A 21,564-nucleotide genomic window follows, 5' to 3' on the forward strand; every position below is an offset into this window, starting at 1 on the left:
CAAAACGACTCGCCAAGACCACAAAGACTTTATCACATAACCATCTTCTTCAGCGTTTCGTATGTTCTCTGGTAAGTCTCTAGCATGTCTTTAGTCAATGAAGGCTTGATAGACTTCATAGCCTGAAGGAAGTACTTCATGCTTATAGGTCTAGGCTCGAATTTCTCACGTAATGCCAGCATAACGGCCTCCCTAACCAAAGCTTCTAGGTCTGCTCCAGAGTAGCCTTCAGTCATGTCAGCTAGCTTCTCTAAGTCCACGTCCTCTGCTAGAGGAACTTTCCTAACGTGGACTCTAAGTATTTGTAACCTGCTTCTTCTGTCTGGCGGCGGCACGAAAATTATCCTGTCAAACCTTCCGGGCCTTAATAGTGCAGGGTCTAACATGTCGGCGCGGTTAGTTGCAGCTATCACTACAACATTCTTTAACGTCTGTATTCCATCCATCTCAGCAAGCAATTGATTAACAATCCTGTCAGTGACTCCGGCGTCTGTTCTGAAACCTCTTGCAGGCGCTATTGAGTCTATTTCGTCGAAGAATATTATTGCTGGTGCTACTTGTCTTGCTTTTCTGAATATTTCTCTTATTGCTTTTTCTGATTCTCCTACCCATTTACTTAGTATTTCTGGTCCTTTAATTGCTATGAAGTTTGCTCCAGACTCAGTAGCAACAGCTTTAGCAAGTAAAGTCTTACCACAACCAGGAGGACCATAAAGAAGAATACCCCTAGGCGGTCTTACACCCATATTCTCAAAGACTTGCGGGGCTTTAAGAGGCCACTCAACAGCCTCCTGAAGCTGCTGCTTGATGTCTTCTAAGCCGCCTATGTCAGACCACCTAACCTCAGGAACCTCGACAAATACCTCACGCAGGAGTGTTGGGTGCACGAGTTTTAAAGCTTCCATGAAGTCGCTTTTTGCTACGACCAGCCTCTTTAAGGTGTCGGGAGGTATCGGCTTACTCAACTCTATCTGTTCACTCCTTAAAAACCTCCTTAACGCTGACATAGCAGCTTCCTTAACTAAGGCCGCTAAGTCAGCTCCTGTGAATCCGTGAGTTACGCCTGCTAACTCATCTAAGTTCACGTCTTCTGCTAGTGGCACGTTCCTAGTATGAACTTCCAAAATAGCCTTTCTAGCTCTCTTGTCTGGTGGCGGTATTTCTATTTCTCTGTCGAATCTTCCTGGTCTTCTTAGTGCTGGGTCTACTGCTTCTATCCTGTTCGTTGCTCCGATGACTACTATCTTTCCCCTCTCCTGGAGTCCGTCCATTAGTGTTAGTAGTTGTGCTACTACTCTTTTTTCTACTTCTCCTATTACTTCTTCTCTTTTTGGTGCTATTGAGTCTATTTCGTCTATGAATATTATTGCTGGTGCGTTTTTCCTAGCTTCCTCGAAAATCTCTCTCAACCTCTGCTCAGACTCACCATAATACTTACTCATAATCTCAGGACCATTAATAGCAATAAAGTAAGCGCCTATCTCGTTAGCAAGCGCTTTAGCTAGTAAAGTCTTGCCGACTCCTGGGGGTCCGTAGAGTAAGACACCCTTAGGAGGTTCTATACCTAAGTGCTTGAAAAGTTCTGGGTGCCTCATCGGCAACTCAACTATCTCTCTTATCCTCTCCTTGACTTCTTCTAGGTCTCCTATGTCTTCCCAGGTGATTTTAGGTACGGTTCTCCTAACTACCTCTTCTTTAACGGGCTCTTCTCTCAGATCGAGTAAAGTGTCAGAGTCTACATACACTACCTGCTGAGGTTGTGTAGCGATAACAACAAACTTTATTGGTTCTGGGAGGAAATAATAAGCTATGAAAACAACCTCCCCTCTCTTCACTGGCTTATAAAGTAGTTGCTCCTTAACGTATTCGACAAACCCCCTATCCCACCTCATAGGAATCGTAGGAGCTAACACCACCTTAGTGCCCTTAACGACTTCTATTTTTCGAACACGCACTATGTCACCCACACCAACTCCTAAAGCTTCACGTGTGTATCCATCAATCCTTATAGTATAATCGTCTTCTTCTCTTAACGTAGGCAATACCTGAAGTACTGTAGAGCCTTTATCAGACTCTACCTCAACATAATCACCAGAAGAAACGTTCAGCATATTCATTACTTTCCTGGGGAGCCTACCTATCTTACGCCCAACGTCTCTAGCGCCGGCTGTCTCAACCCTAACTTCAACGAAGTCTTTACTAACCATATTCCTCACGCCCTCAATACCTAATACTCTAGTGTCTTTAAGAAATAAATATTATATTTTCTCCAGGATATCCATCCCGCAAATCTCCATAAAGTTGCGGAGCACAACTAAGACGCCGTGAGTTACTGCAATCTTCAGAGCTCTAAAGCCCTCGTCAGGCTCTCTCAGTATGGGCTCAGACTCGTAGAATTTGTTAAATACTGTAGCTAGATTGTTAGCATAAGCTATTAAGTCTTCAGGTTGCTTACTACTAGCTACTTCGGAAACGACCTCAGGAAACTTACTCAACTCTAAAATAAGTGTTTTTATAGGTTCTCTGCCTGCTCTCCCGTAGTCTACAGCCTCTAGAGAGTAGTTTCCGGCTTTCTCGACCACAGACTTAGCTCTAACGTACGTGTACTGTATGTAGGGTCCTGAATTCTGTTTCAAGTCGAGAATCTTCTTAAGGTCTATCGTCAGAGTCTTAGAAGGCGATACGGATAAAACCATGTACTTGATGGCAGACCTAGCTATCTTCAAAGCTTGCTCTTCTGAAACTTCAGAACCTCTTTCTCTCATTAAGTTCTTCACCATCCCACTAAGTCGCTCAAGTAGCTCGTCAACAGTCACGTACCTACCCCTCCTCCCAGACATAGAAGCTCCAGGTAAGTTAACCATCTCATAAGAGTAGTGAATTAGATTCTCAGCTTCTTTCTCGTAGCCTAAAGCGTAGAGTGCTAGCCTGAGCTGAGCTTGACTAAGAGTCTGCTCTATAGCTATAACGTTCACTACCTCGTCTGCCGAGAACTCGCTGAATTTCTTCAGCGTGTAAGCGATGTCTCTAGTAGTGTATAGTGTGGTCCCGTCACTCCTCTTGAGTATGAGGGGAGGCACTTCAAGAGCTTCAGGAATCCTCAGACGTCTTCTTAATTCTTCAGATTTAAGCATGTCTTTAAAGAAGAGTGCTGGCGCGCCTTTATGGAAACCAAAGTAATTGCTACTTGAAGCTTTCTCGAGAACCTCGTCTACCCTACCCTCCCAAACTAGGTCACTTTCCCAATCCCAAACATCTATGCCTACGTTCATCTTCTCAAGAGTCTCTTTAATTCCGTCAACTACTTTACTACAAACCTTTCTGACAAAGAAGTATTCAGGCTCTCCTTTCTCATATCCTCTAAGAATCTTCAGGACTTCTAGTTCTGGGTCTTCCTCACTAGCTATCTTCTCAGAAAGCGTGTTAACCTCGTTAGGTATTACCTCAGCTAACCTAGCTAAATCACCTATTAAGGAGTCTATCTCGTTACGTATCTCACTAGCTTTACTAAAATCTCCTGAAGCTTCGGCTTCCCTCAGAGACTTCTTCAGCTTTAATATGTCAATTATTGTGGTCGTCGCAGCATATATTAAACCCAAGTAGTGGTCAGGCTTCATACCAGGCGGTATGTTGGGGAAGCCCAGCTTGTAGTAGCCGTAAGCTAGGAAAGCTGCTTGCAGGCCCACATCATTAACGTAATACCTTCTCTGAACTTCATTACCTAAAAACTTGTTAAGTCTGTAAAGAAAATCGCCTAAGACGGCGTTTCTTCCAGAACCTAAATGGAGTGGATGAACTGGATTAGCCGACACGTACTCCACAATCACTCTCTTCTTAACATAGTTGTCTATGGTGCCGTACCTGCTGTCATAGCTAGCTATAGTATTGAGTACTCGAGCGCTGAAGACTGCATAGTTTACGAAAATATTCAAGTAATTATCAACGACTATAGTCTTATCAACTAGACTCAGTTTCTCTAGTGAGGAAACTAACAAGCTGGCCAGATTCTCTAAGGACGTATTACACAGCTTGGAAAGCCTGGCTAGGTGTATACTTAAGTCACCGAATTCTCTCTTAGGTGGTTCTTCGATAATATCCTCTAACTGTGTAAGTATGTTTGGGTCTGCACACACGCCGCTAAGCGCCCTACCAAGCTCGCCAGATATAGAGAGTTTTAATTCCTTATAGGGGTTACCTAGACTCAACCACACTACCTCAATTAACTAAAAATACTCACCTAAAAAATGGAGGTGATGTCTCTGAAATCAACCGGTAATAAAACCCCTGAAGAAACATACCACTCATACCTCTCTTCAAGATAGCCCGTAAACACGGCACATCCATCAAACTTGCCGTCACGATCGCATTTAGACACTTTTATATTTTTCAACTGCTTTATGAAACAATTAGCCGTCTTCTTATCATAGTAAGGACAGATCTTGTGATATTTCTTAGCAGACTTAATCATCTTCTCAATCCACTTCTTCTTATCGTCCTTGACAGATTCAAGATACTCAGAAGTTGTGCCAGTGACTCCTCTAGCATCATCCTCCATCACGGTTAACCGACCCCCACAATACTAAAATTAATCTCGATTAATTTATATTAAAATTTCTTTTATTCACTGATTCTCCTGCACTAACCATTATAGCTGGAAAACTGCTTGAAGTAAGGCTTCAGAGTTTCTGGCAACCCTCCCGTACACTGAGGGCGTGACTTAAGGACGTCACTTACAACCAGTATGTCTGCATAGAAAATACTAAACCTGTAGGGAGGAGAAGCTCAGTCTTAGCTTAACTGATATCTGAGAACTGCTACAAGACCGTTGAATGTTTTCTTAAGCCACTCATATTCTGGTATCTCATTATTTACTACGTACACCTCAATATTCTTTTCTTCAGCTAACTTCAATATGGTGTCTATCTTTTCATGATCTTCAGCGACTATCAGGTACTTTACTGCCCCGATGTTTAAGGCTTCAAGAACTTCTTTTTCTCCGTAAGTGACTAGCTCGTCATCTTTTGCTAGGTGTGTCTTGAATTCTTCTATAGCGTCAAAGATTCTTATATATGAATGCTGTTTTAGCATGTCTTTAGCTCTAACTACTAATTCTTTTAGTCCTGGAAGACTCTGAGTGCTGACATCTAGTAATTCAGGCAGTACTAACTGCTTTAGTCTGTAATCTATGGTGTCAGACTTAATGAAGTCGTGCTTCATGTATCCGGGACCGCCTATTATTATCCCCTTGAGTTTGCCTTGCTCTAAGTAGGGCAGGAAGTAATTATTCATTTTCTCAGCTACTTTCTTAAAGAATTCTTCAGTTAATTCTTCTATTACTCTGTCAAATCTCCTCTGCGACCAACCACCCTTAGAGTGCTTGCCCGGTATGTAGCCTTCTAACTCGTCTAAGAGTATTATCCTGTCATTCTTTAGTAACCCGATCGTTGCCTCATCTCTCTCTATTATGATTAGTCCGTAAACGTCAGACTCTTCAACCATATCCTCAAGAAACTCTGTATGGAAGAACTTGTCTGTACGATAAAAGAACACGCTTACCTCCTCAGGAGGTTCTATGACTAGCGTTATCGACTCGCCAGTCTTGTCATTAACCCCAGAAAATATTACTAGCCCGTTAGGCGGGGTTTTAGGTATCCGTAGTAGTCTGTCTATAGCTGACTCTAGAGCAGTCTGGACTTTAGTCTTAGTAGCTTTGAGTTTTATGTTTTCAGTTATTGAGAGCTCCTGACGCAGAGTATTAACTACTTCCGAGATGGGTCTCCCGGGAGGTATGTAGAGGCTGAGTAAAGTGGTCGCGTGCGCGCTCCAAGTCTTCAGATTCTTGATTATTCTCTTTAGTTCTTCCTTGCTTACTCTATACTCACTAAATCTAGACACACCCCCAGATAATTTAATCTAGCCTCTAATTAAACTTAGTATCTTAATTCTCGGCCCGCAATCAACTACTCACTCTAAGCCTGCTATAACGAATCTCCCGTCATTCATCACGTAAGCTTTACCTTCATTCACGAGCTTTATGAGGGCTCTCCTTATCTTATCTTCACTAGCTAGCCCTGAAAGATACCCGTGTAACTCCTTCACAGTCATGGGGCGTTCCCTCAGCAAGTTTCTTAAAATCTCAAGTAATTGATCCTCGTTAGGAGCTCTGAAGACTACGATATCTGAGTCTTCATAAACAACTTTAAGACCAAGTCTTCTGTTAACATCATTCTTATCATTTGCTCCCGCCATAGCACTTCACACTTAAGACAATATTTCACAGCTTTTAAGTTTATTAGCTTGAGATAATTACTGGTTTAAGGTAATCTGAGTCATGGTGTGCCCGTGGTATAAAGAAAACATGTGTACTTCTCCTAAGCTTGAGCAGCCGTCAAGCGACCCAGTAACCATGGCGTGTGCTGGAGGACCTAAACAGTACAGGGAATGCAGGTACTTCGTAGAAAGAACAGGGAGTCCTCAGCTAGCTAGCATCGCGACTACCGTGAAGTTCGGGAAAGCACTACTAATGATACACGCGTTAAACGAGAGACCTAAATCTGAGTGCGAGTTTTTTGAGTCTGAAGACCGTGAGGGTTACTTCCTAGCTGGATGCAACGTTCTTAGAAGATACTTAACTAAGTTTGAGATATCAGACTGTGAGAAACACTGGATTAACTGCCCCTACAGGAAGATAGAGATGTCTCTATCAAGAGACTAAACCCACACAACACTACTTAAGAATTAAATCCTCCACCAGAAACTCAATAAAACAACATAAAACTAAAGTTTACCTCATAATAGTCTAATATGGTGATGGAGTAAATGAAGTATAAGGAACTACAAGAGAAGCTAAAAGAAGTAGCTAGTACTAGAGAGTATCGTCTATTCTTAAAGAATTTCTTAAGCGATATCGAGAAAGCTTACGTCAGTAATGAGAGAAGATTAGTTGTTTTGTGTGGTTCAGATTCTGTTAAGGTAGCAGGCTTAACAATAGATTTAATAAGACGCTACGTAAGGAAGTTAAGAAAACTTAGGAGGTCTGCTAAGTTAAGCATTATCCACGTATTCCACGACGAATTTCCTGACGCACGTTTAAGAGCAACACTAATAAGAGACTTGATGCTGAGCAAGAAGTTAGTAGACGCTCGTGAAGTCACGGTAGAACAGACAGTATATGAAACTAGTAAGAAGTATTTAGGAACTACTCAAGATGTCCTCATACTAGACCTCACAAACGACTTAAAACCTAATGACGTGGGGAGACTCATCGGTGTGGTTAGGGGAGGGGGCATCATAGTAGTGTGGGGGCCCCAACTAGAGTCTTGGGATGCTGCTAAAACAGTCTTCAAAAGTAATCTTGTAACGCCTAGACATCCCGAACCAAGGAATATATTCATAAGATACTTCGTGAGGAAACTCATGAAGCATGAAGGCATATACGTGATAGACGCGGATACAGGCAAGCTAATTAAGTCTGGTCATATTACGGGAAGCGCCAAGAAGGAAGTAAGGAGTATTAAGATCCCTGAAAACTCCATATTCCCGAGAAGTCTTTATGAGCTGGCTCTAACGCAAGACCAAGTAAACGTTATTAAGTTAATCGAAGATAATGTTGTTCCTAAGCCGGGTTCTAAGCATGTGGCAGTAGTAATAACTTCTGATAGAGGGAGAGGCAAGTCTTCAGCTATAGGGATAGCCTTAGTCGGGTTAATCAAGGAATTACTGAAGTTCAAGAACAGAGTGAGAGTAGCCGTGACGGCCAGCGACCCGTCCGCAGTCCAGTCATTAATGATGCTGGCTGAGAAGGGACTAAACACTCTAGAACTTAACTATAAGAAAGTAGTTAGGGAGGGAGACTTAATAGAGCTGAAAGGCGATAGGTTCAGCATAGAGTACTGGGAACCCTACACGGTAACTAAGCTTAAGGTAGACGTAGTCGTAGTTGATGAAGCCGCGGGTCTGCCAGTCCCTCTGCTACACACTATATGGAGAAACTTTAATAGAACTATCTACGCTACCACTATACACGGATACGAGGGTGCTGGAAGAGGGTTCTCCGTAAGATTCCTTAAGAGATTAAGAGAAGACCCTAAGACTTTAATGGTAACCTACGAAATGAGAGAGCCAATTAGGTACTCGATTAATGACCCCATAGAGAGATTCCAGTTCGACACACTATTACTAGACGCAGAACCTGATAACCTAACAGACGAAGACATTGAGGAAATCAAGAAAGGTAACTTAGAGTACGTAGCTTATGAACCAGAATATCTCTTCTCAGAAGCTGGAGAAAAAGAACTCCGCAGTCTCTTCGGGATATACGTCCTAGCTCACTACAGGAACGAGCCCGACGACTTAGGCAGGCTAGCAGACGCCCCCCACCACAGCATGAGAGCCGTGAGGATAAGGTCTTCAGGCAAGATAGTTGGTGCAGCTCAGTTAGCTGAAGAGGGCGGTCTCAGCGATGACTTAATAGACGAGTTATTGGTTGGGGGGAAGATACCCGGCAACATAATACCAGACAGGCTCTTAAAGTACTTTAGACTTAGAGAACTAGGTAGAGGCGTTGGCTGGAGGATAGTGAGGATAGCTGTACACATAGACGTGCAGGGAATGGGTATTGGTTCTTTTCTTTTGAACGAAGTAATAAATGAGGCTATAAAGAGAGGATATTCTTGGGTTGGAGCCGGTTTCGGTTTAAGTAAAGAGCTACTCAGTTTCTGGCTCAAGAACGGCTTCAAGCTACTTCACCTATCGCCAGACAGAAATCCTGTTAGCGGCGAGTATACTGCTTTAGTAGTCAAGCCGTTAAATAGTGAGTGGGTTTCTCTGATAGATTCTTGCGTTAAAGACTTCATGGTCAGGCTGATAGGCAGTCTACACTCAGTTTATAGAGACTTAGAAAGTGACGTAATCTACTTAGTATTCAAATCAGGCGTTAACTTCCCAGAACTCTCAGAAAGATTCAGACTTACTGAAGCACAGAAAGAGCGCTTAAAACTTTACTTGGAGGGCTTAATGACTTACGAGTCTGTAGCAGACGCCGTCAACTTCAGTGTTTTGAAGTCCGTGTTTGAGGGCAAAATAAGTGTTTTAACTCCTCTAGAAGGCCAAACATGTATAGCCAGGTGTTTAAAAGGGTTAAACTGGGAAGAATTATCGCAAGAACTAAATTACCCCCCTTCAAAAGCAGCCTCGATTTTAAGAAAAGCTGTAGAGAAGTTATCTGACCTCCTCCTCGCCCTTAAGGGCGAGGGTTTCGGGGAGGGGGTTTAGAGCTACATCCCCATCGAAAGCCGGATTCAGCTCTGCACTCGGTCTCGGCGCTTCACCCCTACCCCACACAGTGCAGGAGGCTCGAGAATATGTCATCCACTAGAATATACTAGATAAGTTGAAGCCAGTAAGCTTGGAAGTCTTTCTTTCTTAATAATTCTCGTGTTTCATTAATAGTAGGTAGTGAGGATGAGTGAAGAAACTAAGAAGCTAAGGTCACCTATAGTAACTGTTTTAGGACACGTAGATCATGGCAAGTGCTTACACCCGAATGAGAAGGTGATGCTCGCGAATGGAGAGGTTGTTGAGATTTCTTCCTTAATTAAGGGCTCATCACCCAACCAGAAAGTAGGAGATTACGAGGTGTTCATGAAGAGAGTCCCAGTGCTGTCATTAAGTTTAGGTGGGTACGTGAGTAGTGCCTTCACAGAGAGTGTCTGGAGAATCAAGTATAGGGGGCCTCTTTTCAAGATTGTCTTAAGCGATGGGAGGTTTGTTAGAGTAACGCCTGAGCACCCTTTCTTAACATGTCATGGGTGGGTTAGAGCAGATAAGATAGAGAAGCATGACATGATAGCTACTCCAGACTTGACAATCACAGAAAGTGATTTACTAGGCTTCGGGAATTACGTTGGTAAGCGAGTGATTCTTAAGTCGCGTGACCTCCTCTTTAAGGAGGTAAAGAGTGTTGAGATAGAGGATTATGAGGGCTTCTTATACGATCTCTCAGTTCCTGAGACGCAGTCTTTTATCGCTAATGGGATTGTAGTACATAATACGACGTTACTAGACAAGATTAGAGGTACTGCCGTCGTTAGTAAGGAACCTGGCGAGATGACTCAGCATGTGGGCGCTAGCTTGGTGCCTGCTTCAGTGATAGAGAAAATCATATCACCACTTAAAAACATATTCACGATAAAACTAACAATTCCGGGCTTGCTCTTCATTGACACGCCAGGTCATGAAGCATTCTCTAACCTACGAAGGAGGGGAGGTAGTGTTGCTGACTTTGCTGTACTAGTGATTGATATCATGGAGGGAGTCAAGAAGCAGACGCTAGAGTCTATAGAGATCTTATTAAGTAGGAAGGTTCCTTTCGTGATAGCTGCTAACAAGATTGACAGGATTCCCGGCTGGAAGAGTCTTCAAGACACTCCATTTACTCTGAGTGTAAAGAGTCAGAGTAAACAAGCGTTAGAAGAACTAGATAAGCGAATATATGCCTTAGTAGGGCAGCTCTCGCAAGTGAACATACCTTCAGAAAGATATGATAGAATAAAAGATTTCAGAAAAGCTATAGCGATAGTACCCATATCGGCTAAGAGTGGCGAGGGTCTTGCCGAGCTCCTAGCGGTGCTCGCAGGAATTATTCAGAGGTTCTTAACACACAGAATAATGTTCACTTCAGGCCCCGCTAAGGGGGTAGTTCTTGAAGTTAAAGAGATTCCCGGCTTAGGACACTGCGCTGACGTAATAATATATGACGGGATACTTAGGAGAGGAGACACAGTAGTTTTAGGAGGTTATGAAGGACCTGTAACGACGAGAGTCAGAGCTTTGTTGATGCCGAGACCTCTTGAAGAAATGCGCGTGGCTGGCGAAGCCAGCTTTATAAGCGTAGACGAGGTAGTTGCTGCTGCCGGGGTTAGACTAAATGCTCCAGAAATCGAGAAAGTAGTTGCCGGCGCACCGCTTCAAGCCGTAGAAAATGAGGAGGAAGTTGAAGAAGTAAGTAAGAAGATAGCTGAGGAGTTAATGCAGGTCAGGTTTTCTAAGAATATAGTCGGTGTCGTAGTCAAGGCAGACACTCTAGGAACTCTAGAAGCAGTCGTCTCGATGCTTGAGAACAGGGGGATACCAGTAAGATTAGCTGACGTGGGGCCCCTAACAAGGAGGGAAGTCATAGAAGCTTCTATAGTAGCCAAAGAAAACAAGTACTTAGGTGTCATACTGCTTTTCAACGTGAAAGCACCTCCCGACATAGAAGAACTAGCTCTCAGAGAAGGCGTGAAGATATTTAGGGAAAGCATAATATACAAGCTCATAGAATCTTACGAGGAGTGGGTTACTGAAGAGAAATCTAAGGAAGCACTTGAGAAGGCTCTGAAGACCGTCTTTCCAGCCAAACTCCAAGTACTCCCAGGCTGTGTTTTCAGGAGAAGCAACCCAGCAATAGTGGGAGTTAGGGTATTAGGTGGTGTCATAAGACCAGGATATAGACTCATGAGATATGATGGGAGACTGCTAGGTAAGATTAACCAGATACAACTCAAGGGTAAACCACTACAAGAAGCTCGGTCAGGCTCTGAAGTAGCAATCTCTATAGAAGGAGACGTGCTGGTCGGCAGGCATTTCGACGAAAACGACATACTCTATACAGACCCAACAGAGAAAGACTTAGAGACCTTCATAAACGACTTCAAGAACGAGCTAAACAGCGAGACAATACACCTGATAAAAGAAATCATAGAAATCAAACAAAAAGAAGACAAGAGATTCGGTTTAAGCATTCTTGTAAAGCTAAGAAGTCAAACACAAGAAATAAGATAGTAACCAGCATATCTACATTATCGAAACTTCTACGCAGGACAACAAAAATAGAGTGCTTGAGAACTTTCAAGCCCCTCCCCTAAAGACTTTCAGCCTGAACTCCTCCACAGCTGTGTAGTGATTTACTATTGGTTCATGATAGCCTGCAAGACGGTATTTCAGAGGGTCGTGAAGTTCCTCACACTTGAAACTCTCTAGCTCTGGGAGGTATTTCTTGATATAGACACACTCTGGATCATACTTCTTTGACTGCAGTATAGGGTTAAATAACCTGATAGGCAGTGGATCAACGCCTACTGAGGCCGCCCACTGCCAGTTACCGATGTTGAGTGCTTCATCATAATCAATCAAGTACTTCTTAAAGAACTCTTCTCCTTTTTTCCAGTCGATGTGTAGGTCTTTAACTAGGAAGCTAGCAACAATAAGTCTTACTCTATTGTGAATCCACTTCTCTTTCTTCAACTGCTTAATCCCTGCATCAACTATGGGGTATCCAGTTTTTCCCTCTGTAAACGCTCTAAACAACTCCTCATCATCTCCCCACTTCAAGTTCCTCATATATGGCTTAAGCTCTAGTCTTCTCATCCACGGATGTTTCTCCATCAGATAATAATAGTATTCTCGCCAAGCTAATTGTCTCACAAACTCCTCTGAGTACTCTCTTGCCCTGAGATAGACAATCCTCACCGATATGATGCCGTGAGAGATGTAAGGAGAGAGTTTTGAAGTTCCATCAACTCCTGGGAGGTCCTTCATGTAAGCATACCTAACAAAGTCGAATTTCTGTAACCTCATCTTAAGGTCACTAAGACTCCAACTACTCTTGTTCGTGACTCTCCACTTATTTTTATTAATAACCTCCTCAAGACTTGGCTCATCTACCTCCGCGAATTTCTCAGTTGGAGGTAGGTCGACAATCGAGTCGTCCACGCGCTTCCTCCACTCACGGTAAAAGCTTGTGAAGTTCACTCCGCTTCTTATCTGAGTATAGTCCGTCAAGACGTTATCCTTTACCGTGATTAGCTTTACTCCATGCCTCTCGCACACGCTCTCAACTCTTCTTTTCTTTTCTCTTTCCGTTTCTGTGTGAGGATGGCTCATAAAGACTTTATCGAAACCATACTTGTCAAGTAAGTAACTTAAAATGATATCAGGCTTCCCAATAAATACTCTCAGCTTAGTGTAGTTGTTTATCTCATTAAGAGCTTCTATCAAGAAGCTAAACCTCGGGTCTTCATACTCTATCCCTCTTTCTTTAAGCTCCTCGAAATCGAGAATGTACGCTGTAACGATCTTGTCGCTCTTCTTGCAAGCTTCCCATAACGCTCTATTATCCTCAACTCTGAGATCCCTAGTAAAAATGTAAAGAGAAGACATTCACGACAACCTCACTACCTCAATTCAAAACTAACATTCAGTCGCTTAAAAGCTTAGCCACCAGTAATTGACTTCTTATCGACAATAGCCGTTTTAGACGCTGACTCAATCCACAAGCCACGAAACTAGACCCAACGCTCTATCCAGGTTGGTGTCATGAGCTTTTAGACTATCAACGAAGCGCATTTCAAACTCTAATTAGTGCTTATCTATGATTTTACACTCTAGGGCAATTGTTGCGATTAGCCTGAAGCGATTGGTTTATTATCCTAAAATGCTAATTTTTATATAGCTGGCTTCTAAATTTATTAGTATAGAGTCGGGTGAATTAACATATGGGGATGGAAGTCTTAACTGCTCTGACTCCATATTTACTCGCGGCTGGAGCTTTTGTTATCGTGTTACTGAAGGTTTTAAGATCTCCAAAGTTTCTTACGCAGGCAGTCACCGTAGCTCTGCTTGTGGGTTCAGTCTTTATGACCTTGGTCATTTATTCCGAAACTGCTGACGGGAAAGTCGTAATTTATACAGTCGGTGGCTTTCCGCCATCCATAGGGATAAGCTACGTTGTTGATGCATTCTCTTCAACTCTCGCGATACTGGTATCGATGCTCTTCTTAGCTCTCTACCCTCTTTTAAACGTTTTCAAAACGAAGGTTGATGAGTATTTCCTCGCTCTCTACCTAGGGCTTGAATCGGGTCTCCTTGGGATAATTTTTACAGGAGACCTCTTTAACATGTTCGTAATGATTGAGGTCACACTGGTTTCATCATACGGGCTTATAGCGATGTCGAAAACTAAGAGAGCCTATACTGCAGTATTCAGGTATGTTATGACTGCAGGCGTTGGAGGACTAATCTTCTTTACAGGTGTGGTCTTAACATACTTTGCTGCGGGAACCCTCAATATCGGGTACTTAGCAGCAGTGATTGACGGGGTTAACACAGGCTACTCAGGGTACTTAGCTAGTCCTTCCGCAGCCCTAGCAGTATTATTCACGCTGTTATTTTGGGGATTGATGGTTGATGAAGCTCTCGCCCCACTACATTTCTGGCTTCCAGGAGCCTACTCCTCAGCACATCCAGTCATCTCCTCACTCCTAGCAGGAGCTTCTGAAGGAGCCGCATATTATGCGCTGATGAGGGTATTCTATACAGTCTTGAACGGATTCCCTGATATAGTCGCTAATGCTCTCAGAGCTCTCGGTGTTTTAACTATAATAGTCGGCGGCATCGGAATGATGTATTCCAGAAGATTCAGTGAAATCATATCTTATAGCGTAATCCTTGACTCAGGCTATATTGCAGTAGCTCTGTCCTTAGGACCTGCTGGGGTTCAAGTAACGTTTTTCTACATCATCGCTCACATGGTGGTTAAACCCCTCCTCTTCCTTATAGCGGGATGGGCTAGGGAAGAGGTCGGTAGTGATAGACTAGATGATCTTCAAGGCGTACTCAGAGAATCAAAGATCCTGCAAGCAGGGCTTTTAACGGGTGCTTCCGCAGTGATAGGGATCCCACCAACAGTCCTCTTCGCCGCAAAGCTTCAGCTCTATATTGAGTTGCTGAGCACTGCGTTAGCTAATCCTCTAAATACGCTAGTTCTTGCCACAGCGCTAGCCGGCTCAGGACTTTCACTCGCTTCCTTCATTAAGGTGATCGTCACTACGATCCTGTCGCCCAAACCTCGGGAAGGAGTTAGGCTAAGTAGAGTACTTGAAGCGTACGTTATAGCTCTCGCAGGACTGACTATTGCCTTAGGGGTATTCTATACTATAATTCAGGAACAACTAACAGCACCTGCTTCGAACATACTCCTTAACGGGAGGGGCCTCTACATCAATGAGGTACTCCAAGCCTTGTTTAGAGGGTGAAAATAATGGGTTTACTGAATAGGATTGCCAGATGGGCTAGAAGTAGGAGCATGTGGATGATACACTACTGCTCAGCGTGCGGGGCAGTAGAGTTCCCGCCACTAGTGATGTCTCCTGTGGACTGGGAAAGATACGGATACATGCCAGCACCAACACCGAGGCAGAGCGACCTCTATGTCGGGATGGGTTATTTAACTAAAAAGACCGTCAAGTTGTTCCTCAATATGTACTTGCAGATGCCTGAACCCAGGCATGTCGCAGCAGGGTGCAACTGCACCGCGACTGGAGGACTCTATTGGGATAGCTACGCGACTTATAAAAGACTAGACGACTTCGTTGAGGTTGAGGGCTGGGTTCCAGGATGTATGCCCATGCCAGACGACTACTTAAGTCTACTTAAATATCTTAGAAGCAGTATTTCAGAGACTCCTCTCGAAAAACACTTATCAAGAGTTAAAACTGACGCACTAGAGAAAATCAAGACTTACGAAGAGCTTGAGCAGAGATTTAAGGAAGAATATGAGGAGACCCTCAAGTCTTCTAGGCCCGTGAGCGGGTACGAGTTTAAGCCAACTTACCCAGAATGCTATGAGGTCGATGAACCATTAAAGATTTGTAAGACAGCCATTGAGGCATCAAAGCTCAGAAAGGTTATCTCAGAACTTAAGGAGGAAGGCTACACTCTATTCGTAAACATTAACTCAATTGACTACCCTGATAAAGGGGTCATCGAGCTATACTATATTCTAGAGAACCCAGAAACGGGTTGGCAGAAATGGGTTAAGACGTTTACGGACCGAGTCAACCCAACAGTCGACGACATTCACGACATTCACCCTATAGCCTTCTACGTCGAGAAAGAAGTTCACGAGATGATGGGCGTGAAATTTAAAGGACATCCAGATCTGAGTAAGTGGATTCTAAAGGACAATTGGGAGGGACCCCCACCTTTAAGAAAAGACGTTGACACCGCCTCCTTCGTAGTGAAAGTCATGTATGGAGGTTACAAATATGGGAGATAACTCAAGCTACACGACTATATACTTCGGCCCCCAGCACCCTGGGGTACCGGGAAACATAGCTTTCAAGCTCTGGCTCGATGGGGAGAGAATAGTGAAGGCTGAGACCATTCCAGGATTCCTTCATAGAGGTTTTGAGAAGATGATGGAGAATAGAACTTGGGAAATGAACGTCACGCTCAGTTATAGGTTCTGTGTAGAAGATCCTGACCATTTAGAAGTCGCTTACGCACTCAGCGTTGAAAAGATTTTCAAGACTGAAATACCCGAGAACGCTAGGTGGATGAGGGTGATACAGTGTGAGATGGGGAGGATAGCCTCCCACTTATTCTGGGGGCACTTTATGGGCGGTAGCGTTGGTCTGAGAACTCCTGCTTACTGGGCCGTAACCGCTAGAGAAGAGATTTTGAAGTGGTTTGCTAGGATCTCGGGACACCGAATATACCACAATCTCAGTGTTCCTGGTGGAGTGAGGTTTAAACCTCCCACTAACTTCAAGGAAGATACCCTCAGGCTACTTAACTACGTTGAGGAGGTTGCAGAAGATTTCAAGAAAGCGCTACTCGGCAATAAGATCTTCAGGGCAAGAACAAAAGGAGTTGGTAAGCTGAGTTCGAAAGAAGCGCTAGAACTCGGTATCACGGGACCAAGCTTAAGAGCGGGGGGATTAGCTTACGATCTCAGAAAGAAAGCACCTTACCTCGCATACGATAGGGTTAGCTTTGATGTGCCTACTGGGGAGGTCGGAGATGCTTTTGACAGGGCTGTAGTTAGGTTGAGAGAGATTACAGAGAGCGTGAAGATCGTCAAGCAAGCTATTGAGGAACTAAGGCTTGAAAAACCATTCAGAGTGAAAACTTCGATGTCAGCCCCGCCTGGAGAAGGCATTGCGAGAGTTGAGAGTGCGAGAGGAGAGTATATGATCCACATAGTTAGTGTTGGTGGGAGACGCCCCTACAGAGTAAGGCTGAGAAGCATGTCTATGCCTCTCCTCACTACGGCAATAAACAGGTTGCTTGAGAAAGAAGAAGTAACTATTGCTGACTTTCCAGTTATTCTCGCATCTCTTGACCCGTGTCCACCAGACCTTGATAGGTGATCGTTGATGGTCGTCTCCACTCTCCTTAAGTCATTAAAGTACTTGGCTCAAAAACCTTACACGAGGCTCGTTCCCGACAGAGACAAGCCATTTAAAACAAGCACGTTGAGAGGGGCTCACGTACTCGATATGTCTAAGTGTACTGGTTGCTCAATGTGCCAGCAAGTATGTCCTGCTGCATGTATCGACATGGTATCTGTAGAAGGTAAGTATCCACAGAATCCTAAGTCCAGGTTTCCAAGGATAGACCATAGTAAGTGTACTTTCTGTGCCCTTTGTGTTGAGTATTGCCCCTTTAATGCCTTATCTATGACGAGCGCTACCGGCTTCGAGCTCTTTACTGTGGATAAGTCCAAAACTTTTAAACAACCATTTGACCTAGTCAAGCCCCTGGGAGAAAGTACGGTGAGTAAAGAAGATTTCAGAAAACCTTACTCAAGTGAGGGTGAGTCTAAGTGAATTCAGCAGTGCTTGATCAATTCATCCCACTACTTATAGCTCTGTTCGCAACAGCAATGATAATTTATTCTGTGAGAGTCTTTACGTCTAAAAACATCGCTGACGCCACACTCGCCGTGGACGCCTTGACAGTTGACCTCTTAGTCATTTTCATTCTCATAGCATTATACTATAAGTCAACCTTCCTCCTGATAGGCGCTGTCCCCTTAGCTACTTGGGTCCTTATTCTAGACATTGTCGTGGCGAGATACTTAGATAAGGTAGGTGCTGAGAAATGATTGATGCAGTCTTATTCTACGTTGGGCTAAGCATAACCCTGGTTGGCGGGGTCATGGATGTGGTGGCTGCTGTAGGATTCTTCAAGTTCAAAGACTTCTACACAAGACTTCACGCAGCAACTGTGGGAGCCATAGGTGGTGGATTCTACCCTCTCGTCGGCTTAGCCCTCATGACGCTTAGCCTAGATATCGCACTTCAAATGAAGCTTACTTTCGCTGGAATCTGCCTACTCTCGGCTGCAATCATTGCTGTCGGAGTGCCCTCAGGGACGCATGCGTTGGCTAGAGCTTCATATAGGTCGCGAGAAGCTAAGCCAGTCGTAATAGGAGACAAGCTAAGAGAGAAGCTGGAGGGTGCTAAGAATTGATAATGCTCATGCTCGCTTCAATAGCTTCAACTCTCGCGCTGATAGCAACTATCATAGCAGTCTACTCCAGGGACGTAGCCAAGACCATAATCATCGCTGGAATCGAATCTGTTTTTTACGCAGTAGTCCTTTCTATTTTCCTAGCCCCAGACCTACTCATAGCTTACATAGCAGTCGGGCTCGGCTCAAACACGGCAATACTGTTTTACGTACTCTCAAAAGGTGAGAGGTATGAGGAAGAGGATTGAAGTAATCATTCCAATTTTACTTGGGGCCGGGCTATACCTCTTACTCTATATGACGGGTTTACTCACAATGTGGAAAGACTTAACTACACTAGCTTCAAAGTATCTTAAAATGATTCCAGATATTCTCAACCCTTACACGTCAGCGAGTTACGAAGTAGTCACCTCAGTAATATGGGACCAAAGAGGTTTCGACACTTTCTTCGAGACAACAGTGCTTTTCTTAGCGATAATCGCTGCGGTAGGGTTGTTTGATAGAGTCATTAGTCAGGACGTGGAGAATCATCGAATGACTCTGATACCGAGATTAGCTGTCAGGGTGCTGGCTCCAGTAACAGTAATAGTGTCAGTCTCTGTTGCTGTTCACGGGCACATTTCACCTGGTGGGGGATTCCAAGGAGGGGTCGTCTTTGTCATGGCACCACTAATGTTCATGCTCGCGTTTTCCAGTGGTTTCATCTTAAGAGCAGGCTTCAAAAGCGACCGCCTTATGGTCATGCGTGGTTTCGCATTAAGCTTAATCGCATTGACCGGGCTTATACCCCTCATATATGGGTATACGAAGTCTGTTAATGCCTACTTATTTCAGAATCTATTGAAGCCAGACTCTTCCTTCACTTACCCGGCGTGGGTCGACATAGGACCTATCCGAATACTACTCTCCGGGAGCTTGATACTATACAACGTTTTCGAGTATGTCGCGGTCTTTGCAGGGTTTACGGTTGCTCTATATCTTTTGACGAAGGTATTTGAGGAGGGGGTCAAGAAGTGATTGAGGAGCTTGCCTGGTACTACATAGGTTTCACAACACTTCTGACTATGGCTTTCTCAGCTTACGGGCTAGCCGTGAAGCCACATATAGTTAAGAAAATGGCTCTATTTACGATATTGAGTGATGCTATCTACGTGCTCTTAATCTACTTAGGATACAGACCATCCGCTTCCGCACCTCCCGTCTATCCTGGAGGGAGTTTAGAAAACCCCGTATTACCCAGTAGTAGCGAGACTTCAGTTTTTGCCACATTAAGTGTAGATCCTGTTCCACAGGTTTTGATAGTAACGGCGATCGTTATAGGACTAGCTATCTTTATACTGATGGCTGTAATTGCTGTCAAGATCGCTAGCGAAACAGGCACCCTGAACCTGTTAAGAATTGAGAGAGGTGAAGAGAGGTGAGGAGTGCCTACATAATAGTCTACGGTTTACTCCTAACCGTGGTATATTTGCTTTACACAGGATCTACTAGCACAGTAGAATTAGTCTTAGCAGTATTGTCGGGTGTTGTTGTAGCAGCAGTCTTTTCCAAAGGATTGATCCAAAATTCCTCGAAAATAAGCCTAGGGAGATTTCTGAAGTCTATTCAGTACCTCATTCTCTACTTCACAGTAATCGAGATTAAGGCGCATTGGAGTGTTTTAAAACTAATATTGAAACCAAACGTGAGCTACAGACCGGCTATTGTTAGAATTCCTTATGATTTAGAGAGTGATTATTCAGTGTTCGCTGTAGCTAACTCAATAACAAATACTCCTGGAACGGTAGTTGTGGATTTAGACGAGAAGGAGAAGCACTTCTACGTTCACTGGATAAACGCCCCCTCACTTAACGATGAGGAGGCAAAAAGAATGATTTCTCTAGATTTCGAGAAACGTATTCGTGAGATATTCGAGTAGGTGGTGAGTGATGAGTATTCAAGACTTTCTAATCACGTATCTTGTTCTCAGTTTAGTAAATAGCGCAATAATATTTTTAGTCTTCTACTACCTATTCCAGAAACTCGTGGCCTCCAAGACTCCCGAAGAGAGAAACGTGATTTCAGACTACATCGTTATGGGAGGCTTCCCTTACGACGAGCCCCCTAGACAGTCTATAGCCGGAATGGTTAGAGATATCTTCAGGAGAGCGCTCGGCACCACTAAGGTACGAGGGTGGTATTGGGTATTCACAGGAGTTGGGAGGTGGTATGCTTTGGGATTGCTAGTTCTCCTCATGTTAATTATTGCTTCACTCATGTATGGGTGGTGAGTATGGAGATTCTCCACCTTCTAATTCAAGCTCTAGTCTACCCTGGCTTGCTCTTCACTATAGTGCTCATAATATTCACTCAGTGGATTAGTAGGAAGCTCTCGGCGAGACTTCAGTTCAGGCGAGGACCCGTTCACGCAGGACCTGCTGGACTCCTCCAACCATTAGCAGATTTGTTGAAACTTGTTTCGAAAAAAGATCTAATCAACAAGTATTCATTAAGGCTGAGCCCTATTCTAGCAATCTGCTTCGCGATAGGGCTTATCATCGTTGCTCAGTTAGTGCTCCCTGTCGCCTACTATCCTCTTCAAGCATCATTTGACTTCATAGTGATTCTTTATTCTCTCCTTGTAATCCCCTTTTCCCTAGCCTACTTATCTCTAGCGCACCCTAATCCTTACGCAAACATAGGGGCTGCTAGATATCTCGCGCTACTAGCGGTCTCAGAGCCTGTCTACGCGATCAGTCTCTTCGTTCCGGTTATTATATCCTCTAGATATTTTGGAGCGGAGTACTCGCTCTACCTAGCAACTGTAAACTCAAGAAATTCCTGGCTTGTGTCGCCGTCAAAGACTGCTGCTATGTTTGTTGCTTTGATAGTGAGTTTCACGGCTATGCTCGCCATCTTAATGACTAAGCCTTTTGACACTCCCGAGGCTGAGTCAGAAATATACTGGGGGATCTTCACAGAGCTCGGCGGTCCGAGACTGGCTCTGGGCTTCTTCCTCAAGTTCGCTGAGAGGATAGTATATCCATTAATTTTCTCAGCACTCTTCCTCGGGGGAACCTACCCGTTCCAACCAGAGTTCACAATTCAAGGAGCTATGACTCTATACCTAAAGACAATAGGGGTGTTCGCAGCAATAACAATCCTAGATAACATCCTGCCAAGGTATAAGCCTGAACAAGCCGTAAAATTCATCCTGAAATACCTCTACCCACTAGCTATATTCAGCCTGGTCTTAGCCTCAATATAAGACGAAAACCTTTAAGAAAA

General features: G+C 43.9%; 21 protein-coding genes. 15 read left to right on the forward strand and 6 right to left on the reverse strand.

Annotation, left to right across the window (positions count from 1 at the left end; genetic code table 11):
- Window positions 1-32 precede the first annotated feature (32 nt).
- The 5 genes from QXL29_00125 to QXL29_00145 form a co-directional block, all read right to left on the reverse strand.
- Entirely contained in the window at window positions 33-2,207 is a 2,175-nt protein-coding gene (locus QXL29_00125) for a CDC48 family AAA ATPase (protein ID MEM2283008.1), read from the reverse strand.
- 51 nt (window positions 2,208-2,258) lie between these two features.
- A complete protein-coding gene (locus tag QXL29_00130) occupies window positions 2,259-4,205 on the reverse strand; it encodes an arginine--tRNA ligase (protein MEM2283009.1) in 1,947 nt (648 codons plus the stop codon).
- A gap of 32 nt (window positions 4,206-4,237) precedes the next feature.
- Window positions 4,238-4,558 carry a hypothetical protein gene (locus QXL29_00135; protein ID MEM2283010.1) on the reverse strand — a complete coding sequence of 107 codons (321 nt, stop codon included), beginning with the start codon at window positions 4,556-4,558 and terminating at the stop codon, window positions 4,238-4,240.
- Window positions 4,559-4,788: 230 nt separating this feature from the next.
- The gene (gene prf1, locus QXL29_00140; protein ID MEM2283011.1) at window positions 4,789-5,895 is read right to left on the reverse strand and encodes a peptide chain release factor aRF-1; all 1,107 of its coding nucleotides are present in this window, start codon (window positions 5,893-5,895) and stop codon (window positions 4,789-4,791) included.
- 69 nt (window positions 5,896-5,964) lie between these two features.
- A complete protein-coding gene (locus QXL29_00145; protein ID MEM2283012.1) occupies window positions 5,965-6,249 on the reverse strand; it encodes an ArsR family transcriptional regulator in 285 nt (94 codons plus the stop codon).
- 82 nt (window positions 6,250-6,331) lie between these two features.
- Between QXL29_00145 and QXL29_00150 the strand changes: the two genes are divergently transcribed.
- The 3 genes from QXL29_00150 to infB all read left to right on the forward strand — a co-directional run bounded on the left by QXL29_00150 (window position 6,332) and on the right by infB (window position 11,823).
- Window positions 6,332-6,715: a hypothetical protein gene (locus QXL29_00150; protein MEM2283013.1), complete on the forward strand. Its 384-nt coding sequence runs from the start codon at window positions 6,332-6,334 to the stop codon at window positions 6,713-6,715.
- A 104-nt stretch (window positions 6,716-6,819) separates the two neighbouring features.
- A complete protein-coding gene (locus QXL29_00155; GenBank protein ID MEM2283014.1) occupies window positions 6,820-9,273 on the forward strand; it encodes a tRNA(Met) cytidine acetyltransferase TmcA in 2,454 nt (817 codons plus the stop codon).
- A gap of 189 nt (window positions 9,274-9,462) precedes the next feature.
- Entirely contained in the window at window positions 9,463-11,823 is a 2,361-nt protein-coding gene (gene infB, locus QXL29_00160) for a translation initiation factor IF-2 (GenBank protein ID MEM2283015.1), read from the forward strand.
- Between the two features lie 66 nt (window positions 11,824-11,889).
- On the opposite strand, the gene QXL29_00165 is transcribed toward infB, so the two are convergent.
- Complete coding sequence (locus tag QXL29_00165) at window positions 11,890-13,200, reverse strand: deoxyribodipyrimidine photo-lyase (GenBank protein MEM2283016.1); 1,311 nt, start codon at window positions 13,198-13,200, stop codon at window positions 11,890-11,892.
- A gap of 335 nt (window positions 13,201-13,535) precedes the next feature.
- Here QXL29_00165 and QXL29_00170 point away from each other — a divergent pair, with 335 nt between their 5' ends.
- The 12 genes from QXL29_00170 to QXL29_00225 are packed head-to-tail and all read left to right on the forward strand — an operon-like array spanning window position 13,536 to window position 21,544.
- The gene (locus QXL29_00170; GenBank protein ID MEM2283017.1) at window positions 13,536-15,074 is read left to right on the forward strand and encodes a proton-conducting transporter membrane subunit; all 1,539 of its coding nucleotides are present in this window, start codon (window positions 13,536-13,538) and stop codon (window positions 15,072-15,074) included.
- A 5-nt stretch (window positions 15,075-15,079) separates the two neighbouring features.
- The gene (gene nuoB / locus QXL29_00175) at window positions 15,080-16,096 is read left to right on the forward strand and encodes an NADH-quinone oxidoreductase subunit NuoB (GenBank protein ID MEM2283018.1); all 1,017 of its coding nucleotides are present in this window, start codon (window positions 15,080-15,082) and stop codon (window positions 16,094-16,096) included.
- Window positions 16,086-17,192 carry an NADH dehydrogenase subunit D gene (locus tag QXL29_00180; GenBank protein ID MEM2283019.1) on the forward strand — a complete coding sequence of 369 codons (1,107 nt, stop codon included), beginning with the start codon at window positions 16,086-16,088 and terminating at the stop codon, window positions 17,190-17,192. The genes nuoB and QXL29_00180 overlap by 11 nt, the downstream gene beginning before the upstream one ends.
- 6 nt (window positions 17,193-17,198) lie before the next feature.
- On the forward strand, window positions 17,199-17,651 hold the full coding sequence (locus QXL29_00185; GenBank protein ID MEM2283020.1) for a 4Fe-4S binding protein: 453 nt from the start codon (window positions 17,199-17,201) through the stop codon (window positions 17,649-17,651).
- Window positions 17,648-17,929 (forward strand): monovalent cation/H+ antiporter complex subunit F, encoded by a 282-nt coding sequence (locus QXL29_00190; GenBank protein ID MEM2283021.1) that lies wholly within the window; start codon window positions 17,648-17,650, stop codon window positions 17,927-17,929. The genes QXL29_00185 and QXL29_00190 overlap by 4 nt, the downstream gene beginning before the upstream one ends.
- Entirely contained in the window at window positions 17,926-18,297 is a 372-nt protein-coding gene (mnhG, locus tag QXL29_00195) for a monovalent cation/H(+) antiporter subunit G (protein MEM2283022.1), read from the forward strand. The genes QXL29_00190 and mnhG overlap by 4 nt, the downstream gene beginning before the upstream one ends.
- Window positions 18,298-18,299: 2 nt before the next feature.
- Window positions 18,300-18,545, forward strand: a complete 246-nt coding sequence (locus QXL29_00200; GenBank protein MEM2283023.1) for a hydrogenase subunit MbhD domain-containing protein — start codon at window positions 18,300-18,302, stop codon at window positions 18,543-18,545.
- Window positions 18,529-19,314 carry a Na(+)/H(+) antiporter subunit B gene (locus QXL29_00205; protein ID MEM2283024.1) on the forward strand — a complete coding sequence of 262 codons (786 nt, stop codon included), beginning with the start codon at window positions 18,529-18,531 and terminating at the stop codon, window positions 19,312-19,314. Before QXL29_00200 ends, QXL29_00205 begins: the two co-directional genes overlap by 17 nt.
- Window positions 19,311-19,718 (forward strand): sodium:proton antiporter, encoded by a 408-nt coding sequence (locus tag QXL29_00210; GenBank protein MEM2283025.1) that lies wholly within the window; start codon window positions 19,311-19,313, stop codon window positions 19,716-19,718. The genes QXL29_00205 and QXL29_00210 overlap by 4 nt, the downstream gene beginning before the upstream one ends.
- A complete protein-coding gene (locus QXL29_00215) occupies window positions 19,715-20,215 on the forward strand; it encodes a Na+/H+ antiporter subunit E (protein ID MEM2283026.1) in 501 nt (166 codons plus the stop codon). The genes QXL29_00210 and QXL29_00215 overlap by 4 nt, the downstream gene beginning before the upstream one ends.
- Window positions 20,216-20,225: 10 nt before the next feature.
- Window positions 20,226-20,567 carry a hypothetical protein gene (locus QXL29_00220; GenBank protein MEM2283027.1) on the forward strand — a complete coding sequence of 114 codons (342 nt, stop codon included), beginning with the start codon at window positions 20,226-20,228 and terminating at the stop codon, window positions 20,565-20,567.
- Between the two features lie 2 nt (window positions 20,568-20,569).
- Complete coding sequence (locus QXL29_00225; protein MEM2283028.1) at window positions 20,570-21,544, forward strand: complex I subunit 1 family protein; 975 nt, start codon at window positions 20,570-20,572, stop codon at window positions 21,542-21,544.
- Window positions 21,545-21,564: the final 20 nt, after the last annotated feature.

This window comes from Zestosphaera sp., assembly GCA_038843015.1.
Classification (GTDB): Archaea; Thermoproteota; Thermoprotei_A; order Sulfolobales; family NBVN01; genus Zestomicrobium.

Coding starts and splice junctions, on each gene's coding strand:
- QXL29_00125 (MEM2283008.1), bottom strand. CDS start 2,207: ATGGTTAGTAAAGACTTCGTTGAAGTTAGGGTTGAGACAGCCGGCGCT.
- QXL29_00145 (MEM2283012.1), bottom strand. CDS start 6,249: ATGGCGGGAGCAAATGATAAGAATGATGTTAACAGAAGACTTGGTCTT.
- QXL29_00150 (MEM2283013.1), top strand. CDS start 6,332: ATGGTGTGCCCGTGGTATAAAGAAAACATGTGTACTTCTCCTAAGCTT.
- QXL29_00155 (MEM2283014.1), top strand. CDS start 6,820: ATGAAGTATAAGGAACTACAAGAGAAGCTAAAAGAAGTAGCTAGTACT.
- infB (MEM2283015.1), top strand. CDS start 9,463: ATGAGTGAAGAAACTAAGAAGCTAAGGTCACCTATAGTAACTGTTTTA.
- QXL29_00165 (MEM2283016.1), bottom strand. CDS start 13,200: ATGTCTTCTCTTTACATTTTTACTAGGGATCTCAGAGTTGAGGATAAT.
- QXL29_00170 (MEM2283017.1), top strand. CDS start 13,536: ATGGGGATGGAAGTCTTAACTGCTCTGACTCCATATTTACTCGCGGCT.
- nuoB (MEM2283018.1), top strand. CDS start 15,080: ATGGGTTTACTGAATAGGATTGCCAGATGGGCTAGAAGTAGGAGCATG.
- QXL29_00180 (MEM2283019.1), top strand. CDS start 16,086: ATGGGAGATAACTCAAGCTACACGACTATATACTTCGGCCCCCAGCAC.
- QXL29_00185 (MEM2283020.1), top strand. CDS start 17,199: ATGGTCGTCTCCACTCTCCTTAAGTCATTAAAGTACTTGGCTCAAAAA.
- mnhG (MEM2283022.1), top strand. CDS start 17,926: ATGATTGATGCAGTCTTATTCTACGTTGGGCTAAGCATAACCCTGGTT.
- QXL29_00200 (MEM2283023.1), top strand. CDS start 18,300: ATGCTCATGCTCGCTTCAATAGCTTCAACTCTCGCGCTGATAGCAACT.
- QXL29_00205 (MEM2283024.1), top strand. CDS start 18,529: ATGAGGAAGAGGATTGAAGTAATCATTCCAATTTTACTTGGGGCCGGG.
- QXL29_00220 (MEM2283027.1), top strand. CDS start 20,226: ATGAGTATTCAAGACTTTCTAATCACGTATCTTGTTCTCAGTTTAGTA.
- QXL29_00225 (MEM2283028.1), top strand. CDS start 20,570: ATGGAGATTCTCCACCTTCTAATTCAAGCTCTAGTCTACCCTGGCTTG.